This is a genomic window from Paraburkholderia hospita (genome assembly GCF_002902965.1).
GTDB classification, from domain to species: Bacteria; Pseudomonadota; Gammaproteobacteria; order Burkholderiales; family Burkholderiaceae; genus Paraburkholderia; species Paraburkholderia hospita.
The window spans coordinates 1,104,888-1,121,643 of record NZ_CP026105.1 but is presented as its reverse complement, the minus strand read 5'-3'; the positions used below and the strand labels follow the sequence as shown (position 1 = coordinate 1,121,643).

Here is a 16,756-nt window from a genome sequence, read left to right as displayed (position 1 = left end):
GCTTGAGCCGACGGCTGCGGAAGACTGACCGGCCGTCGCAATAGATAGTTTCCTGAACGGTCGATTATACGGGATCGGCGCTGTCGCGCGGCGCCGTGGCGCGGGCTGCGCGCGGCATTGGCCATCCGGCCAGTTTCCCCTCTCAAAAACGCCGAAAGCGCGACCTGTCATTCTTCCTATGCCGTCAGGCAGAGTACGTCGGGCGCGGCCGATCGCTTAAGATGCACCACATCGATTCAATCGGGCAGCGCCCTGCGGCGCGCGCCTCATCACATTGCACATTGGAGACGTAGACAGAACATGGGTGCACTCAGTCATATCCGCGTGCTGGACCTTACCCGCGTGCTTGCCGGTCCGTGGTGCGCACAGACGCTAGCCGATTTCGGTGCCGACGTGATCAAGGTCGAGCGGCCGGGCGCCGGCGACGACACGCGCCACTGGGGGCCGCCGTACCTGAAGACGCCGGAGGGCGCGGACACGCGCGAAGCCGCCTATTACCTCGCGGCGAACCGCAACAAGCGCTCGGTGACCGTCGATATCGCCACGCCCGAAGGGCAGCAGATCGTCCGCGAGCTGGCTGCGCAAAGCGACGTCGTGCTGGAGAACTACAAGGTCGGCCAGTTGAAGAAGTACGGGCTCGACTATGAGTCGCTGAAGGCGGTGAAGGCCGACATCGTCTACTGCTCGGTGACGGGCTTCGGGCAGACAGGGCCGTATGCGCAGCGCGCAGGGTATGACTTCATCGTGCAGGGTATCGGCGGGTTTATGAGCATCACGGGCGAGCGCGACGGCCAGCCAGGCGGCGGTCCGCAGAAAGCGGGCGTAGCGATCGCGGACCTGATGACGGGCATGTATTCGACCGTCGCCGTGCTGACGGCGCTCGCGCACCGCGACCGCACGGGCGAAGGCCAGTACATCGACATGGCGCTGCTCGACGTGCAGGTCGCGATGCTCGCCAACATGAACTCGAACTTCCTCGCAAGCGGCAAGCCGCCCGCGCGCTGGGGCAATGCGCATCCGAACATCGTTCCCTATCAGACCTTCCAGACCAGCGACAGCTGGATCATCGTCGCGGTGGGCAACGACGGACAGTTCCGCAAGTTCGTCGAAGCGGGCAAGCGCGCGGGTCTGGCCGACGACGACCGCTTCGCGACCAATCCCGAGCGCGTGCGAAATCGCGAGACGCTCGTGCCGATCCTCGCGGAGATGGTCCGCACGCGAAGCAAGCACGAATGGATCGATGCTCTCGAAGCGGCGGGCGTGCCCTGCGGCCCGATCAACGATCTGGAAGAGGTGTTCGAGAACGAGCAGGTGGTCGCGCGTGGCATGGAGCTTCAATTGCCGCATCCGTCGGGCGGCACGGTGAAGCTGGTGCGCAATCCCATCCGCATGAGCGCGACGCCGCCCGAGGCACAGGCGCATCCGCCGACGCTCGGCGAGCATACGGAAGCGGTCCTGCGCGATGTGCTCGGATACGACGATGCACGCATCGACGCGCTGCGGGGCCGGTCGGTGATCTGACGTGAGGTCGGGAGGCGGCGTGCTGCGGTTGGCATGCTGCCGTTCGCGTGCTGCGGTTGGCTTGCTTCGGTTGGCGGGGCCGCAGTTGGTTTGCTTCTGTTTGCTTCCTGCCGCTGGCGCACTGCAGTTGAAGGCGTTCCGGCGAACGGCGGCTCCGCCATACGCCGACTCCTGCATACGCCGGCTCCAGTGTGCGGCGGCAGAACCAGGCGCGCGGCGCGCCTGTCGTCCGGCACCCTACCCTCAGTGCCTGAATCGCGCCGCCCCGCCCGCGACTCACGCCATCGAACCCAGCCAGCGCTGCCCTTCGTCCCAGTCGCCGAGGCCGCTGTCGGCGTTGATATGGCCGCGCGGGCCGATGCTCTCCCAGCGGCTGCCCCATGCCGCCGCGCAAGCCTGCGAGAACGGCACGCCGCCGTACGGATCGTCGGTGCTCGCGACGACGATCGACGGGAAAGGCAACTTGCTCATCGGCACGGCGTCGAAGCCGGCCGCATCGGCGGGAAATCCGGGGCCGGCCGGATCGGGCACCGCGACGAGCAGCGCGCCCGCGACCTTCGCAAGCGCATCCTGCGAAGCATGGCGCGCCGCCCAGGACGCGACCGTCAGGCAACCGAGGCTGTGTGCCGCGAGCAGAACAGGCGCTTTCGCCCCAGCGATTGCGGCATCGAGCGTCTCGCACCACTCATCGCAAACGGGATGATCCCAGTCCCGCATCGGCACGCGCGAAAAGCCCGGATAACGCGCTTCCCAGCGGGTCTGCCAATGCCCGACGCCCGAGTTCATGTAACCCGGCAATACGATCACGCTTTGCTGCTCCAACGCCATACTTTTCCCCGTTTGTTTTCAGTGGTCGAAGTGCGGCATCGCGCCGCCAGCGCTATTGAATCACACGGCCCACGCCAACGCCGCGCGGATCGGCAGCCGGTTGCGGGGTCGTGCCGTCGATGCGGATCATCTGCACGTCGCCGTTGAACGTCTGACCCTGCAGCGTGTAGCCGCGCGTCGTCAACTGTTCGGCCAGCTCGCCGTCGATGGGATGATAGGGCTCGAAGTAGATCGTCCTCTGCGGCAGCAACTGATGGTGAAAGCGCATCGCGGCGAGCGCGTCGGCGGGCGACATGTTGAAGTCGTACAGGTTCGTCATCACCTGGAAGATCGACGTGAAGATGCGCGAGCCGCCCGGTGTGCCGATCACGAGCGACACCTTGCCGTCCTTCGTCAGGATGGTCGGCGCCATCGATGACAATGGCCGGCGCCCCGGCGCGATCGTGTTGACGTCGCCGCTCGTCACGCCGAACTGGTTCGCCACGCCGGCTTTCATCTCGAAGTCGTCCATCGCGTCGTTCAGTACGAACCCGCCGCCGTCGACGACCACACCCGAGCCGAACGGCCCGTTCAGCGTGTACGTGTTCGACACAGCGTTGCCCCACTTGTCGACCACCGAGAAGTGCGTCGTCTGGGACTTTTCCGGCAGCGAGTCGCCGAGGCCCGGCTTGACGGGCGAGGCGCCCGGCACTTCGTCGGGCGTGATGTCCTCGACGCGCTTTGCGAGGTAGGCGTCGTCGATCAGCTTGTCGACGGGCACGCGGTACGAATCGGGGTCGCCCATGTACTGCTGGCGGTCAGCGAACGCGCGGTCCTCGATCTGCGCGACCAGATGAATGTACGGCTCGGAATTGAGCGCCACGCCGTCGAACTGCGGTTTCAGATCCGCCTTCATCTTCAGCAGCTGGATCAGTCCGATGCCGCCCGAGCTGGGCGGCGGCGCCGTGACGATCTGATAGCCGTTCCAGCTCGCCGTCACAGGCTGTCGCCACACGGCCTTGTACTGCAGCAGATCCGATTTCGTTAGCAGGCCATGCCCGTACATCTGCCGCGCGATCAGATCGGCCGTCTGCCCTTCGTAGAACTCGCGGCCGCCGTCCGATGCGATCCGCGTCAAGGTCTGCGCAAGTTCGGGCTGGCGGAACGTGTTGCCCGCTTTCAGGTTCGTGAAGTACGCATCGAAATTGGTCTTGCCGCCGAAGCTCTGCGACGCGCCGTCGCGGCGCTTCTGCAGCCACGGCTCAACGGGGAAGCCGTCCGTCGCGTATTTGATGGCGGGCGCGAGCACCTGCTTCCACTTGAGCTTGCCGAAGCGCTTCTGCGCTTCCCACATGCCGTCGACGGTGCCCGGCACGGCCACCGCGCGATGTCCGACAAGGCTCATGCCCTTGATCACATTGCCCTTGTCGTCGAGATACATGTCGCGCGTCGCGCTCTGCGGCGCTTTCTCGCGGTAGTCGAGAAAGTACGGCTTGCCGTCCATGACCAGCGTCATGAACCCTCCGCCGCCGATGTTGCCCGCATCCGGGTATGTGACGGCGAGCGTGAAGGCAATCGCGACGGCTGCATCGACGGCATTGCCGCCTGCCGCGAAAATCTGCTGCGCGGCGTCGGCGGCGTAGCGGTCGGGCGTCGCGACGGCCGCCGCGTCGAGTACGGGCTTGGGCTGGGCCGTCTTCGCGTCGACAGCGGGCGACGCAACCAGGCTGGCGATCAGTGCGCCCGTCAGCGCGAGCGTCGTGGCAAAGCGCGCAAACGTGCCTTGAGCAACGACGCGGCCGGCACTGGAACAGAAATCGGCGTGGGCGCCCGCATGGGATTCGGCATGCAACGCGGCGCCGGAAAGCGCGCGAGGCGCGCGCAACATCGGAAGGGACATCCGAGGAACTCCGGGATAGATGGACCTGCCCGCGCGTGCCCAGCGGCATGGGGCGGCCGGCTCGCAGCAAGGACAGGTCGCGTGAAGCGGCGAGACGGGCATCGGATGCCCGAGCCCACGACAGAATAACGGAAACGCAGCGCCTGCCGAAAAACGGCGCGACGGGCGCAGCCGACAACGAAAGCGCCGCTCAGAGGCGCGGGACAAGGCTCATGCTCGCCGCGAAGCGCAACGGCAAACCGCCACAATCACCCGCGACGGCGCGGGCTGGCGCAAGGCCGGCGTGGGGCATGGCGCGCGACGCATGCTAAGCGTCCGCACCATTCTGAGCCAAAGCAATTTACCTCCTGTTACAGCGCCGATTGCGCCCCGGAAATCCATCGATTTCCGCTGTTTTCGGCTGCGCGCCGCATCGCGCAAGCCTAAAGACTGTCGCCGGATGTGTCGTCAGGTAGAATTGACAGACTAACGGACGCATATAGTGTCCAGGACCGACTTTCTCCTTCTCGCATGAACAACGATCGCAAAGACGCCGAGCGCAACGAAGCGCCCGTTTCCAATTTCATCCGCAACATCATCGACGACGATAACCGCTCCGGAAAGTGGGGCCAGCGGGTGGAAACGCGCTTCCCGCCGGAACCGAACGGCTATCTGCACATCGGCCACGCGAAGAGCATCTGCCTGAACTTCGGCATTGCGCAGAGCTACGGCGGCGTCTGTCATCTGCGCTTCGACGACACGAACCCCGAAAAGGAAAGCTTCGAATACGTCGACTCGATCGTCGACGCGGTGAAGTGGCTCGGCTTCGAGTGGAACATCGAAAGCAAAGAGCATCTCTACTTCGCGAGCGACTACTACGACAAGCTCTATGAATTCGCCGAGCTGCTGATCACGCGCGGCAAGGCGTATGTCGACAGTCAAACGGCGGAAGAAATGCGCGCGACCCGCGGCTCCGCAACGGAAGTCGGCACGCCGTCGCCGTTCCGCGAACGTAGCGTCGAAGAAAACCTCGACCTGTTCCGCCGCATGAAGGCGGGCGAGTTCAAGGAAGGCGAGCACGTGCTGCGCGCGAAGATCGACATGTCGTCGCCGAACTTCAACATGCGCGACCCGGTGATCTATCGCATCCGCTTCGCCCACCATTACCGGACGGGCGACACGTGGTGCGTGTACCCGATGTACGACTACACGCACTGCATCTCGGACGCGCTCGAAAACATCACGCATTCGCTGTGCACGCTCGAGTTCGAAGACCACCGGCCACTGTACGACTGGATTCTCGACGAACTCGCCGAGGCCGGCATCTTCACGCGCCCGCTGCCGCAGCAGATCGAGTTTTCGCGCCTGAACCTCACGTACGCGATCACCAGCAAGCGCAAGCTGCTGCAACTGGTCAACGAAAACCACGTGGACGGTTGGGACGATCCGCGCATGCCGACCATCGTCGGCGTGCGCCGCCGCGGCTTTACGCCGGACAGCATCAAGCTGTTCTGCGAGCGCATCGGCATCACGAAGGTCGATTCGTGGATCGACATGAGCGTGTTCGAAGGCGCGCTGCGCGACGATCTCGACGACAAGGCGCCGCGCGCGACCTGTGTGCTCGATCCGCTGAAGCTCGTGATCGACAACTATCCCGAAGGTCAAACGGAAGCGTGCAGCGCGCCCGTCCACCCGCATCACCCGGATCGCGGCGTGCGCACGTTCCCGTTCTCGCGTGAACTGTGGATCGAGCGCGAAGACTTCATGGAAGCCGCGCCGAAGGGCTATTTCCGTCTGTTCCCGGGCAACAAGGTGCGTCTGAAGTACGGCTACGTGGTCGAATGCACGGGCTTCGACAAGGACGAGAACGGCAAGGTAACCGCCGTTCACTGCAACTACTTCGAAGACAGCCGCTCCGGCACGGAAGGCGCGAACAACTACAAGGTGAAAGGCACGATCCACTGGATCAGCGCGACCCAGGCCGTGCCCGTCGAAGTGCGCGTCTACGATCGCCTCTTCAAGGAAGCACAGCCCGACGCGGGCGGCCGCGATTTCCTCGAGGCGCTCAATCCGGATTCGAAGCGCATCATGCACGCCTACGTCGAGCCGGGCCTGGGCGAAGTCGAGCCCGAAGCGCGCTATCAGTTCGAGCGCCACGGCTACTTCGTCGCTGACCGGTATGACACGAAACCGGGCAAACCCGTATTCAACCGGATCGTCAGTCTGCGCGACAGTTGGGGAAAGCCGGCGTAAGCTGATTGTCTGGTTGAGTCTCCGCGGCATGCGGCGCATTCGGCGCGCATGCCGCCGTGTCCCGCGACGGACATCGCCAGGCGACAGCGCGACGATGCAGCCGGAGTGATTGCTGCCGGCTCAGGGGGAACGATGAAGGTTGCAATCAAATACAAGCTGGTGGCGATCGCGGCCGCGGCGCTGGCGGCGTTTATGTCGCTAACTGTGCCCGCCCATGCCGAAGAGCTGACGGGTACGCTCAAGAAGGTTCACGACGACGGCTTGATTACGCTCGGCGTGCGCGAAGCGTCGATCCCCTTCTCCTATTCCACCGGCGACCAGACGGTCGGCTATTCACAATCGATCGCGCTCGCCATCGTCGAAGAAATCAGGAAGACGCTCGCGATGCCGAACCTCAAGGTGCGCGAAGTCACGATCACATCGGCGAACCGCTTCCTGATGCTGGTCAACAACCAGATCGATCTTGAGTGCGGTTCGACCACCCATACGCGCGAGCGCGAAAATGTCGCCGCGTTTTCGAACAGCTTCTTCCAGTACGCGGTGCGGATGATCGCGCGCAAGAACGCCGGCATCAACGACTTCGCGGACCTCGCCGGCAAGCCCGTCGTCACGACGGCGGGCACGTCGGACGAACGGCTCGTGCGGCAGTTGAACAGCGAGAAGCAGTTGAACATGCGTATTGCGAGCGCGAAGGACCACTCCGATGCGTTTGCAGCCGTGAAGGCGGATCGCGCGGTCGCGTTCGTGATGGACGAACCGATTCTGTACGGTTTTCGCGCCACCGACCCGCGCCCCGACGACTTCATCGTGACGGGCACGCCGCTCGGCTACGAGACCTATGCGTGCATGTTCCGCAAGGGCGACGCGCCGTTTCGCGAGCTGGTGAACCGTGTGATCACGAAGATGCAGACATCGGGCGAGGCCGAACGTCTCTACAACGTCTGGTTCACGCAGCCGATTCCGCCGCATGGGATCAACCTGAACTACCCGCTGTCGGCGGAAATGCGCACGATGTTCGCGCATCCGAACGACAAGGCGCTCGATTGAAGCTCATTTGAAAAGCGTGCGCTATGCCGCGTCCAGCACGCGGTGCAGCTCGGCGAGCGATAGCGTGGTCTGAAAGAGCCGCGTGAGGCTGCGGCTCGCGTAATGCTCGACGTCATCGGGCGCGGCCCAGCGGAATGCGTCCATCTCGGGAATCATCGTGCCGTCGGAGCGGCGCGGAAACATCGACGTGCACGTGCAGCGGGTGAGATCGAGTTCGTCGGCCAAGGCGCGCGCGGCGAACAGATGCAGATCCTTGTCCCGCCGATACACGAACAGGCCAAGGTCTTTCAACCGCGCCGCGTCCACGGCGATACCCGTTTCCTCTTCCATCTCGCGCAGCGCCGTCACATGCGGCGCTTCGCCTTCCTCGCCCTGCCCTTTGGGAATATCCCAGTGGCTGGTTTCCGTCGCGTGCGCGAGCAGCACCCGCCCATCCGGGTCGAGCAACACGACGCCGCAAGAGATCGTGCGCGTGCTCAATGCTTCTTCTGCATCACCCAGTTGCCCGTGCCCTGACGGCAGAACTGCGGGTTCAGATTCATCGACTGGCCTTTGGCGCTCAACACGACGTGGATCTGACGGCACGTCCGGTCGCCCGACTTCGATGTGGCATCAGGCGTCAGTTGCGCCTCGATCCTCGTGCTATTGCGCAAACCCTCGTTGTTCCAGGTGGCGGATTCGCCGTCCTGCTTCTTGTCGAGCGCCTCGAACGCGGCCTTTCTGAGCGAGTCGTTGTCGGCCTGCTTCATGTACGCGATCGGCGTGTCGTTCAGGAAGTTGAGATTGGTGGCATGCGCGCCGATTGCGCCAGCGAGCAACAGCCCGCCCACTGAGAGTTGAAACGCGGCTCGGGTTCGCATCGACATGAAGTTCTCCGCAGAAGTCGGGTTCGGGCAAGCGTGGCGCGGCCATGTAGCGGCCCGCGATCTGGACCTCAAAAGCATAGCACGCCGCCTACATGCACAGCTCGCGAGACCACCATCTTTGAGATAACGCCGCCGCGCCTGAGGCCCACCGGCAGCCCGCTCAGGAGAATTTTAGGATACGTCCCATAGGCCCTCAGGCACGCAATCCATAACATGAGTCGAATCAAATTCACCCGCACTTCAAACGCTTTGCGCGTTGCGACTCTTGCTCATGGACCTCTCGTTCGCTCTCCAGTTTTTCGCCGCGATGCTGACGCTGATCTGCGTCGTTCTTGGCTCGATCGTCATGCGCGTCGATCCCGCGCCGATGCCGACCATCGTGCGTATCCACGGCCTGCGCCGCAGCCGGTGGCCGTGCGCGCTGACGCGAGCCGGCCTCGTGTGCCTGCTCGTGTCGTTCGTGCTGTTGATCGCCGGCTGTTATTTGCTGCTGACGATGTGAGCGTCAGCATGTTGCTGAGGCGCTTCGGGCTGGTATCCGTCCGTCAGCGTCTTAAGGAACGCGACCACATCCTTGATCTCTGATTCATCCAGCGCAGGCTTGTCACCCGGCTTGCGATCGAATGGCGGGTCGGTATTCAGATTTGCCCAATACTTCTTCGGCAAATCGTCGAACTTCTGCACTTTTCCCTTTACGACCGGATAGAACTTCTCCGGATTCGTATCGCGTTCCGCATAGAAGCGGACGACCTCTTCGAGCGAGTGATAAATCCCATTGTGGAAGAACGTCTTGCGCAGCGCGACGTTGCGCAGCGTCGGCGTACGGAAAATTCCGCAATACTCGTCTTGGCCCTTCAGATCCGTCCGTTCCGGGCCGCACGCGCCCAGATCGTAGAAATGCGGATCGTGGTTCACGGCCAGCGTGCGATTACGTGGCACGCCGAGCGCGATCAGACCGAAGTCAGAGAACGCGGGCGCCGAGCCGTCGAGCGCGCGCTGGCTGATGTGGCAGCTCGCGCAGTTGCCTTTGGTCTCGTCGTTGAAGAGCTGCAGGCCGTGCAGCTCGGCCTTCGTCAGTTGCGCCTTGCCCGCGAGGAAGGCGTCGTACTTGCTCGTGTACGGGTAGAACACTTCCGGCGTCTCCTCGAACACTTCGAGCGCCTGCAGCACGGCCTTGAACGTCGCGTCGTCGCTATCGAACACGCGCTCGCCGAACGCGTCGCGGAACTGGTTCGCGTACGGCGCGGCCTTCACGGCCGCCGCCACTTTCTGCGGCGTGCTGCCCATCTCGAACGACGACGTCAGCGGCATGCGCGCCTGATCGTGCGCGCTGTTCACGCGGCCGTCCCACATCAGGCCGCCCGTCGGACCTGCGTCGACGCTCTCGTCGCCCTCGTCGTCCGAATCGTGATAGTGCTCGGTGAAGGACGGCACCTTCTGCAGATACTTGATGTCGGGCGCGGCGCGCATGCCCTGCTGGCGCATGTCCTGGCCGCCCAGTTGCACGGAGAGCGCGTTAGGCGGTCCGAAGGCGTGCTGCGGGCTGTGGCACGACGCGCAGGCGAGCTTACCTGAACCCGACAGCGACGGATCGAAGAAGAGCTGCTTGCCGACGGCCGTCATCTTCTTGACGGACTCGTACACCTGGGCACGCGTCTGACCACCAGCGGGCATCGCCGCTGCGCCATCGGCGGACACCTTTTGCATCTGCGCGCCGCTCACTGACGGTTGCACCGATTGCGCCGCCGCTACCGCGTGAGCGCCATCGCTCTGCGCGCTGCCCGCATCGCAAGCCGCCAGCATCATCGAAACCGAAACACCCAGCGCGCCGAGCCATCCCGCGCGCCACGCCTGTCTTGTCCGAAGCCCCGCCACATCGCGCCACATATCTTTCTTACCTGCTCGTGTTGATCGACTGCGCGAGGTTATTTCACCGACATGTCGCCTAAATGACATATACCCGACGACATATTAAAAACCACAAGCAAATCGGAACCTCTATGTAAGAAATTAATCGTTCTGTCAAAAAGCCTTGCGACACTCTCGCCGCCGGTCATCCCGATGCGGATTCACCGCCGGTCCCCAACGCGAGAGAGATAAATCATGAACAAGAAACTGATCTGCGCGACGCCTATTGCGATCGCCGCAGCGATCGGGCTGTACGCATGTGGTGGCAATTCGAATTCGAAGCCGACGTTGTCTTCCGTGAAGAACGTCGTGGTCATCTACGCGGAAAACCGCAGCTTCGACAACCTCTATGGCAACTTCCCGGGCGCCAACGGCCTGCAGAACGTGACGGCGACGAGCGCGCGCCAGCTCGACCGCGACGGCTCCGTGCTGGCGACGCTGCCGCCCGTCTGGAAGGGCCTCACGGCAGCGGGCGTGACGCCCGTCATCACGCAGGCGATGACGGTCAATCTGCCGAACTCGCCGTTCGCCATCGACGATCCGGCTGGCTTCAACGCGCCGCTCAGCGCGACGACGCGCGACCTGTATCACCGCTTCTACGAGAACCAGATGCAGATCCACGGCGGCAAGAACGACATGTTCGCCGCGTGGGCCGATTCGGGTGGTCTCGTGATGGGCCACTACACGCCGAACGCCGACAAGCTGCCGCTCTACAAGATCGCGCAGCAATTCACGCTGGCCGACAATTTCTTCATGGGCGCGTTCGGCGGCTCGTTCCTGAATCACCAGTGGCTGGCCTGCGCGTGTACGCCGTTCTATGCGAACGCCGACACGAGCGTCGCGAAGGCGTCGATCTCCGCGGTCGAGCCGGACGGTGTCTCGCTGACGCTCAAGTCGACGTCGGCGCCATCGGCGCTGACCGACGTGCCGACCTTCGTCAACTCGGGCAACCTCACGCCTGACTTCTACGCCATCAACACGATGCAGCCGCCGTATCAGCCGAGCGGCAACAAGCCGGCTGCGGGCGGCGACGCGAACCTCGCCGATCCGACGGTCGCAACGACGCTGCCGGCGCAGACGAACCAGCACATCGGCGATCTGCTCAACAACGCGGGCGTGACGTGGGCGTGGTACAGCGGCGCATGGGGCAACGCGATCTCGGCGGTGCAGAACAACACGGCGAACGTGATCTACGGCGCGAACCTCAGCTCGCCGAACTTCCAGCCGCACCACCAGCCGTTCAACTACTTCGCCGACCTGGCGCCGGGCACCGACAACCGCGCGAAGCACCTGCTCGACGGCGGCCTGAACGGCTCGGAGTTCATCAAGGCAATCGACGCCGGCGCGCTGCCGCAAGTCGCGTTCTACAAGCCGCAAGGCAACCTGAACGAGCACGCGGGTTATACGGACGTGTCGCAGGGCGATCAGCACATTGCGGATGTGATCTCGCATCTGCAGAAGAGCCCGCAGTGGAACAACATGGTCGTCGTCATCACGTACGACGAGAACGGCGGCTTCTGGGATCACGTCGCGCCGCCGAAGGGTGACCGCTGGGGCCCGGGTACGCGGATTCCCGCGATCATCGTGTCGCCGTATGCGAAGAAGGGTTTTGTCGATCATACGCAGTACGACACGACGTCGATCCTGCGCCTCATCACTCATCGCTTCAATCTGCCGAACCTGCCGGGCCTCGCGTCGCGCGACAGCGCGCTCATCGCGAACGGCGGCCAGGCGATGGGCGATCTGACGAACGCGCTCGACATCAACAAGTAAGCACGCAGCAACGCAGGCAGGCGGGCCCGTCGCCCGTCATCGACAAACCACGGGCAAGCAACAGTCGCGCATTCATCCACGTTCGATGCGCAACGCTTCAGGGCAGCTTCGGCTGCCCTTTTTTATCTGCGTGTGATGCGGTGAGGATGGGAGAAAGATGGAGGCCGTGCGCAGCACGCGCAGGCGGACAGGCAGGCAGACTGGATGGCCCCCCCACGAGGAATCGAACCTCGATTTCAGGTTTAGAAGACCCGTGTTCTATCCGTTGAACTATGGGGAGGCGAAACCGGAATTTTAACCTGGCTAGACCTGACCGAGACTGGCGTCAGGCGCCGGTGTAAGCACGCCACACATGCCGTGGCGCTCAAACAGAAAGGCCCGGCAGCAACGCCGGGCCCGCGATTATAACCGATCGAACCGCGCGATCAGGCCGGCTGCGGATGCGTCATGAACCAGCCGAGAAACACCACGCCCGCAATCACGCAGTACACGCCGAACGACGCAAGACGGCCGCGTCCTTCGAAATAGCGCATCAGGAAACGCACGCTCAGGTACGCGGCGATCGCCGTCAGCACGCCGCCCAGCAGCGCGTCGGCGAGCAGACCGGGCGCGTGGAAGAGCTTCGGCAGTTCGAGGATGCCCGCCGCGAAGATGATCGGCGTGCCGAGCAGGAACGAGAATTCGGCGGCCTTCTCGGAGGTCAGGCCCGCGCCGTTGCCGGCGATCATCGTCAGGCCGCTGCGCGAGAAACCGGGAATCAGCGCGCCGATCTGCGCGAGGCCGACCAGAAATGCCTGCCTGAACGTCAGCTTCTCCGGCGCACGGTGCACGCGCGCACGCTGCAGACGGTCGCCGAGCCACAGCAGGATGCCGTTGACGATCAGCGCAATCGCGACGATGCGCAGATCGTGGAACACGCGCTCGAGGCGCTTTTCGAGCACGAGACCCACCAGACCGGCCGGAATCGTCCCGATGATGAGCGCCCACATCATATGACCATCGTCATTGCGGCGGCCCGACAGCGACGCGAAAAAGCCGCCTATGAGCGCAATCCAGCGCGTACGGAAGTACCACAGCAGCGCGAACGCGGTACCCAGATGCAGCGCGACGAGGAACGGCAGCAGTTGCGGTGCATGCTTGTCGATATGCATGCCGAAGAGAGCGGGAACGAGCAGCGTGTGACCAAGACTGCTCACCGGAAACAGTTCCGTGACGCCCTGCAGCACGCTCAAAAAGATCAAAAACGACAGGCTCACGCGTCGGTCCTTTTGAAAAGTGGGGAGGATGGACAGCATGCCGGAGCATGGCGTCCGGCATCTGAAGGCGGGTCGATTATGCCTGGGCGACCGGGGTGCGCCAAGGACAAAAATTCGCTTTTAACAGAATCTTGCCGCGTTGCAACAAGATCGAAAGGCTGATTACGGTGATGAAAGCAAAAAGGCCCGCCTGGAAGGCGGGCCTGCGTGCGGAGGCTGCGTGGACCGTCGGTACATGCCGACGGCTCAACGTGGATTCTCGTCGCCCCGTGTCAGCGTGTAAATTTATAAAAGAAATAAATCGTACTGCCCGTAAACATGCCGAACAGTGCCACGCTCATTGCCATTGCGAGATCCATCGCCCCTCCTGAAAACCGAGTGATCGGATCCGGCCGGAGCCGGTCTTCGTACACATTATTGATTGCGCCGACTGTGCGCCAACACCCGCAATTTCCCGAGAAGGGTTTCCCCGTAGCACAAAGGGGCGCAAAATCGGCGTCGCTGCGCTTTTCGCGCCACAATCGTGCACGCCGATCCCTTCCTAACCGCTTTCTATCGTCATTGCCATGCCTCAATTCCAGCAACAGGACATCATCGAGATCGCACGCGACGGCTCCTTGCTGCGCGTCGCGCCGCAGGCGGGCGGCCGCCTGCTGTCGTGGGACATCGACGGCCAGTCGGTGATCTTCTGGCCCGAGCACGCGGACTGGAGCCAGCCCGCGCACGTGCGCGGCGGCAATCCGCTGCTGTTTCCGTTTCTCGGCCGCCATTTCGTCGACGGCCAGATCGGCCGCTGGAAGGACGCGCAAGGCACCGTGCGCGATCTGCCCATGCACGGCTTCGCGCGCGACCTGCCGTTCGAGGCCACGGTCGACGAAGCCGCCCGCTCGCTCAGCATGACGCTGACCGACAGCGACGCGACGCGCGCCGGCTATCCGTTCAGCTTCCGCTTCGAGGCGAAATACACGCTCGTCGACGCACACACGCTCGACGTCGACTTCATCACGACCAACACGGGCACGGCGGGCAGCGAGCCGCTGCCCTACTACGCGGGCCATCATTTCTACTTCACGCTGCCGCACGCGGAACGCGGCGAGACGGTGCTCGAATTGCCGCGCACGGTGCGCCGCCACCAGTTGCCGGACGGCGCCATCAGCGCGGGCGAAGCGGGCAAGCCGGACTATCGTCTGAACGATCCGGGCATCCTGGATCGATTCCATTGCCTCGACGGCGCGCCGGATCACCTCGTGCGGATGGTCGCGCTCGGCCTGAACCGCAGCATCACGATCGATCTGCAACGTCCCAACTCGGTGCCGTGGTACGCCGTCACGACGTGGACGGAAAGACCCGAATCGGACTTCTTCTGCGTCGAGCCGTGGCTGGGCCTGCCCGACGCGATCCATAACGGCCTGGGCCTACGCTGGCTCGAAGGGGGCGACACCGAAACGGCGTCGCTGCGTATCACCGTCGGCACGCTGCCCTGAGCGCCGCGCATCGCGCGCGGCACAATCGTCGCGCGTCGCCTGGAGCCGAAAACGGGCGCTGCATTGCAAAACCGTTAGAATCTGGCGTTTTGCATCTGCCACGTGATCGGGATCGGCGCGCGGCGGCGTCTTGCGAGGTCCAATGTTGACAACAAAAATCAGACGGCTCGTCTGCGCGGCCATGGTCGCAGCACTGGCCGCATGCGGCTCGGCACCCGTGGGTCCGGGCTACTATCGCGTCGAACGGGGCGACACGCTGTACAAGATCGCGCGCAGCAATCGCACGTCGGTCGAGAGCCTGACGCGCTGGAACAAACTGTCGAACCCCGATTCGCTCGAGGTTGGCCAGGTGCTGCGCGTCGCGCCGCCGCCCGGCACGGCGACGGCCAGCACGGGTTCGGCGCGCAGCAGCACCTCGGGCAGCGCCTCGGCGGGCACATCGGCGAGCGCTTCGTCTGCGTCGCGCAGTGCGGCCGCGGATACGCCTGCGGCGCCCGCGTCGTCGATCTCGCTGATCTGGCCGGCGACGGGCAACGTGGTGCGCGGCTTCGACGGCAACAATTCGAAGGGCATCGATATCGCCAACGCTGCGGGCACACCCGTGTTCGCAGCGGCGGGCGGCACCGTCGTCTATGCGAGCAACGGCCTGCGCGGCTACGGCAACCTGCTGATCATCAAGCACAACGCCGACTATCTGACCGCGTACGCGCACAACCGCTCGCTGCTTGTGAAGGAAGGCGAGACGGTGCAGCAAGGCCAGAAGATCGCCGAGATGGGCGACTCCGACAACGACCGCGTGATGCTGCACTTCGAGCTGCGTTACGCCGGCCGTTCGATCGATCCGGCGCGCTCGCTCCCGCCGCGCTGAGGCGCTGTCCCGCCGCATCGCGACAGGAACCCGCGGGAACCCGATGGGCCGTGCGCGGCTCCATCACAGAGGCAGGCGGGCACGCTCCGTGCCCCGTCTGTCGACACCGCGTTCATCCGCGCAACGACACACAGAGGACACTCCGATGAAAAACGCCCTTGCGGCAGTCCGTGCGACGGCGACGAGCCTCGCGATCGTCTCTCTGGCGAGCCTTGCAGGCTGCGCCAGTTCCGGTTCGACGACGCTCACCTATCTGCCCAATGGCGAGACGGGCTTCGCGATCAACTGCAGCGGCAGCGATGCGAGCCAGAACTGGGGCGAATGCTACAAGCGCGCGGGCGAGGCATGTGGCGCCTATGGCTACGACGTGGTCTCGAAAGATGTCGACACGGGCGGCACGGCAGGCGGCACGCTTGGCGGCGTGCTCGGCGCCAACGTGAAAAACCGCTCGATGGTGATCCGCTGCAAGCAGTAGCCGGCACTCGCGCGTCGTCCGGTTTTTATTGCGTGAGGACAAAAAAATGCCCGGCACGAGGCCGGGCAAACGGGGGTTCGGCGCATATCGGCAAAGGACCGGTTCACCATGCGCCGAGACGAAATCTAGCAACGCCCCTATACCCACGCAATCGATTAATTGTGCAAATAGTGTGAGTCGGCGCACGGTTTCAAGACGAACTGAATGGCGCACCCATCAATTTGCAAGCCGAATCAACGCGCCATTTCGCATTCAATACGCGCTCGGCGCAATAGCGCGCCGCCCCGAAACCCACGGCTGACGGGCGTTTCGGAAGATCGTGAAAGTATTGCGCGTGAATTGTTCTGCACTGCGATATTCGTCGATTTCACGCATTTCGCTTCGCTTCCCGCAATAGCGGGACTTGGTGCGCCAACGCACCCTTCCGTTGCGATTCCTGCAGTGAATTCATCAGATTTAACGAATTAGCGAACTTCCGTTTAACGTATTCATATGCTGGCGGACACGGCGATTAAAGCGCGTGACGTGAAGGCATTTACCGGCGTATTCGCACCGCAAGGCATTGGCGAGCGAAGTCGCGAGGTGTCGCCTATGGTTTGGTTTATAGTTACGCCCGCCC

At 63.7% G+C, this 16,756-nt stretch carries 14 protein-coding genes and 1 tRNA gene; 8 read left to right on the top strand and 7 right to left on the bottom strand.

What is annotated here, in order from left to right; translation table 11 throughout:
- Window positions 1–300 precede the first annotated feature (300 nt).
- Window positions 301–1,521 (top strand): CaiB/BaiF CoA transferase family protein, encoded by a 1,221-nt coding sequence (locus C2L64_RS05045; RefSeq protein ID WP_090835741.1) that lies wholly within the window; start codon window positions 301–303, stop codon window positions 1,519–1,521.
- A 276-nt stretch (window positions 1,522–1,797) separates the two neighbouring features.
- Here the strand turns inward: C2L64_RS05045 and C2L64_RS05040 are convergent, their stop codons facing one another.
- The gene (locus tag C2L64_RS05040; RefSeq protein WP_090835742.1) at window positions 1,798–2,349 is read right to left on the bottom strand and encodes an RBBP9/YdeN family alpha/beta hydrolase; all 552 of its coding nucleotides are present in this window, start codon (window positions 2,347–2,349) and stop codon (window positions 1,798–1,800) included.
- Between the two features lie 52 nt (window positions 2,350–2,401).
- Window positions 2,402–4,228 carry a gamma-glutamyltransferase gene (ggt, locus tag C2L64_RS05035; protein ID WP_090835743.1) on the bottom strand — a complete coding sequence of 609 codons (1,827 nt, stop codon included), beginning with the start codon at window positions 4,226–4,228 and terminating at the stop codon, window positions 2,402–2,404.
- A gap of 510 nt (window positions 4,229–4,738) precedes the next feature.
- Between ggt and C2L64_RS05030 the strand changes: the two genes are divergently transcribed.
- Both C2L64_RS05030 and C2L64_RS05025 read left to right on the top strand, forming a co-directional pair.
- Window positions 4,739–6,460 (top strand): glutamine--tRNA ligase/YqeY domain fusion protein, encoded by a 1,722-nt coding sequence (locus C2L64_RS05030; RefSeq protein ID WP_079499970.1) that lies wholly within the window; start codon window positions 4,739–4,741, stop codon window positions 6,458–6,460.
- A gap of 132 nt (window positions 6,461–6,592) precedes the next feature.
- On the top strand, window positions 6,593–7,507 hold the full coding sequence (locus C2L64_RS05025; RefSeq protein WP_090835744.1) for a transporter substrate-binding domain-containing protein: 915 nt from the start codon (window positions 6,593–6,595) through the stop codon (window positions 7,505–7,507).
- Window positions 7,508–7,528: 21 nt separating this feature from the next.
- Here C2L64_RS05025 and C2L64_RS05020 read toward each other — a convergent pair whose 3' ends face one another.
- Window positions 7,529–7,987 (bottom strand): NUDIX hydrolase, encoded by a 459-nt coding sequence (locus tag C2L64_RS05020; RefSeq protein ID WP_007744026.1) that lies wholly within the window; start codon window positions 7,985–7,987, stop codon window positions 7,529–7,531.
- Window positions 7,984–8,373: a hypothetical protein gene (locus tag C2L64_RS05015; RefSeq protein WP_007744025.1), complete on the bottom strand. Its 390-nt coding sequence runs from the start codon at window positions 8,371–8,373 to the stop codon at window positions 7,984–7,986. Before C2L64_RS05015 ends, C2L64_RS05020 begins: the two co-directional genes overlap by 4 nt.
- A gap of 271 nt (window positions 8,374–8,644) precedes the next feature.
- Between C2L64_RS05015 and C2L64_RS05010 the strand changes: the two genes are divergently transcribed.
- Window positions 8,645–8,875, top strand: a complete 231-nt coding sequence (locus tag C2L64_RS05010; protein ID WP_007744024.1) for a hypothetical protein — start codon at window positions 8,645–8,647, stop codon at window positions 8,873–8,875.
- On the opposite strand, the gene C2L64_RS05005 is transcribed toward C2L64_RS05010, so the two are convergent.
- The gene (locus C2L64_RS05005; RefSeq protein ID WP_086919340.1) at window positions 8,854–10,260 is read right to left on the bottom strand and encodes a cytochrome-c peroxidase; all 1,407 of its coding nucleotides are present in this window, start codon (window positions 10,258–10,260) and stop codon (window positions 8,854–8,856) included. The genes C2L64_RS05010 and C2L64_RS05005 overlap by 22 nt on opposite strands.
- Window positions 10,261–10,476: 216 nt before the next feature.
- On the opposite strand from C2L64_RS05005, the gene C2L64_RS05000 reads away from it, so the two are divergent.
- A complete protein-coding gene (locus tag C2L64_RS05000; RefSeq protein ID WP_090835745.1) occupies window positions 10,477–12,054 on the top strand; it encodes an acid phosphatase in 1,578 nt (525 codons plus the stop codon).
- 205 nt (window positions 12,055–12,259) lie between these two features.
- Here C2L64_RS05000 and C2L64_RS04995 read toward each other — a convergent pair.
- A tRNA-Arg gene (locus tag C2L64_RS04995) sits at window positions 12,260–12,334 on the bottom strand.
- Window positions 12,335–12,479: 145 nt separating this feature from the next.
- Window positions 12,480–13,310, bottom strand: coding sequence for an undecaprenyl-diphosphate phosphatase (locus C2L64_RS04990; RefSeq protein ID WP_007744021.1), 831 nt, complete (start codon window positions 13,308–13,310; stop codon window positions 12,480–12,482).
- Window positions 13,311–13,876: 566 nt separating this feature from the next.
- Here C2L64_RS04990 and C2L64_RS04985 point away from each other — a divergent pair.
- From C2L64_RS04985 to C2L64_RS04975, 3 genes are all read left to right on the top strand, one after another.
- On the top strand, window positions 13,877–14,794 hold the full coding sequence (locus tag C2L64_RS04985) for an aldose epimerase family protein (protein WP_090835746.1): 918 nt from the start codon (window positions 13,877–13,879) through the stop codon (window positions 14,792–14,794).
- Window positions 14,795–14,936: 142 nt separating this feature from the next.
- The gene (locus C2L64_RS04980) at window positions 14,937–15,662 is read left to right on the top strand and encodes a peptidoglycan DD-metalloendopeptidase family protein (RefSeq protein WP_176133838.1); all 726 of its coding nucleotides are present in this window, start codon (window positions 14,937–14,939) and stop codon (window positions 15,660–15,662) included.
- 145 nt (window positions 15,663–15,807) lie between these two features.
- Complete coding sequence (locus C2L64_RS04975; protein WP_007744017.1) at window positions 15,808–16,137, top strand: hypothetical protein; 330 nt, start codon at window positions 15,808–15,810, stop codon at window positions 16,135–16,137.
- Window positions 16,138–16,756: the final 619 nt, after the last annotated feature.

Coding starts and splice junctions, on each gene's coding strand:
- C2L64_RS05045 (WP_090835741.1), top strand. CDS start 301: ATGGGTGCACTCAGTCATATCCGCGTGCTGGACCTTACCCGCGTGCTT.
- C2L64_RS05040 (WP_090835742.1), bottom strand. CDS start 2,349: ATGGCGTTGGAGCAGCAAAGCGTGATCGTATTGCCGGGTTACATGAAC.
- ggt (WP_090835743.1), bottom strand. CDS start 4,228: ATGTCCCTTCCGATGTTGCGCGCGCCTCGCGCGCTTTCCGGCGCCGCG.
- C2L64_RS05030 (WP_079499970.1), top strand. CDS start 4,739: ATGAACAACGATCGCAAAGACGCCGAGCGCAACGAAGCGCCCGTTTCC.
- C2L64_RS05025 (WP_090835744.1), top strand. CDS start 6,593: ATGAAGGTTGCAATCAAATACAAGCTGGTGGCGATCGCGGCCGCGGCG.
- C2L64_RS05015 (WP_007744025.1), bottom strand. CDS start 8,373: ATGTCGATGCGAACCCGAGCCGCGTTTCAACTCTCAGTGGGCGGGCTG.
- C2L64_RS05010 (WP_007744024.1), top strand. CDS start 8,645: ATGGACCTCTCGTTCGCTCTCCAGTTTTTCGCCGCGATGCTGACGCTG.
- C2L64_RS05005 (WP_086919340.1), bottom strand. CDS start 10,260: ATGTGGCGCGATGTGGCGGGGCTTCGGACAAGACAGGCGTGGCGCGCG.
- C2L64_RS05000 (WP_090835745.1), top strand. CDS start 10,477: ATGAACAAGAAACTGATCTGCGCGACGCCTATTGCGATCGCCGCAGCG.
- C2L64_RS04985 (WP_090835746.1), top strand. CDS start 13,877: ATGCCTCAATTCCAGCAACAGGACATCATCGAGATCGCACGCGACGGC.
- C2L64_RS04980 (WP_176133838.1), top strand. CDS start 14,937: ATGTTGACAACAAAAATCAGACGGCTCGTCTGCGCGGCCATGGTCGCA.
- C2L64_RS04975 (WP_007744017.1), top strand. CDS start 15,808: ATGAAAAACGCCCTTGCGGCAGTCCGTGCGACGGCGACGAGCCTCGCG.